Origin of the sequence: Shewanella benthica KT99 (genome assembly GCF_000172075.1) — a bacterium.
Taxonomy (GTDB): domain Bacteria; phylum Pseudomonadota; class Gammaproteobacteria; order Enterobacterales; family Shewanellaceae; genus Shewanella; species Shewanella benthica_A.
This window is the reverse complement of sequence record NZ_ABIC01000106.1, coordinates 1-1,111: the sequence shown is the minus strand read 5'-3', so window position 1 is coordinate 1,111 and position 1,111 is coordinate 1. Positions and strand designations below refer to the sequence as shown.

Genomic DNA, 1,111 nt, shown 5'->3' with positions numbered 1-1,111 from the left:
AAGGTTGGCTAAGTACGGTCGGACATCGTACGGTTAGTGCAATGGCATAAGCCAGCTTAACTGCGAGACAGACACGTCGAGCAGGTACGAAAGTAGGTCATAGTGATCCGGTGGTTCTGTATGGAAGGGCCATCGCTCAACGGATAAAAGGTACGCCGGGGATAACAGGCTGATACCGCCCAAGAGTTCATATCGACGGCGGTGTTTGGCACCTCGATGTCGGCTCATCACATCCTGGGGCTGAAGTCGGTCCCAAGGGTATGGCTGTTCGCCATTTAAAGTGGTACGCGAGCTGGGTTCAGAACGTCGTGAGACAGTTCGGTCCCTATCTGCCGTGGGCGTTGGATGATTGAAGGAAGCTGCTCCTAGTACGAGAGGACCGGAGTGGACGAACCGCTGGTGTTCGGGTTGTTATGCCAATAGCATTGCCCGGTAGCTACGTTCGGAATCGATAACCGCTGAAAGCATCTAAGCGGGAAGCGAGTCCTAAGATGAGTCATCCCTAGGGATTTAATTCCTCTAAAGAGCCGTTCGAGACTAGGACGTTGATAGGCAGGGTGTGTAAGTGCTGTGAGGCATTGAGCTAACCTGTACTAATGACTCGTGAGGCTTAACCATACAACCCAGATGGGTTTACTCTTGTTAAAAGAGAAGTATGTGGTTAATGAGTGATTACTTTACAAGCACAAAAGAATACCGACTTGATTTAAGTTGAACCAATTATTACTTTTATTTAAAGCTATTTAAAAGACTTTTTAAATAGCCAGCTTTCTAAATTCTTTTACCTTTAGCTTTTTGAAAAGCTGAAAGTAATCGCAAAATTAGTCTGGAAACCATAGCATTGTGGCCCCACCTGAATCCATCTCGAACTCAGAAGTGAAACGCAATTGCGCCGATGGTAGTGTGGGGTCTCCCCATGTGAGAGTAGGTCATTTCCAGGCGCCTATTTAGTTTCCACTTTCTAGAAAGTGAAGACAAAGTTTACTGATAGTGACATATCAGCGACTTAAAAAGAATTTAGCAATATGCGTAAGCACTTTGCTAAAGGAGCGGTAGTTCAGTTGGTTAGAATACCGGCCTGTCACGCCGGGGTCGCGGGTCGAGTCCCTCC

General features: G+C 47.1%; 1 tRNA gene and 2 rRNA genes. All 3 read left to right on the top strand.

The features are described 5' to 3' along the window. Positions 1-618, top strand: a 23S ribosomal RNA gene (locus KT99_RS19745); the annotation flags it as partial. A 207-nt stretch (positions 619-825) separates the two neighbouring features. Beyond that, positions 826-941 (top strand): 5S ribosomal RNA (rrf, locus tag KT99_RS19740). Between the two features lie 113 nt (positions 942-1,054). Continuing rightward, positions 1,055-1,111 (top strand) — tRNA-Asp (locus KT99_RS19735).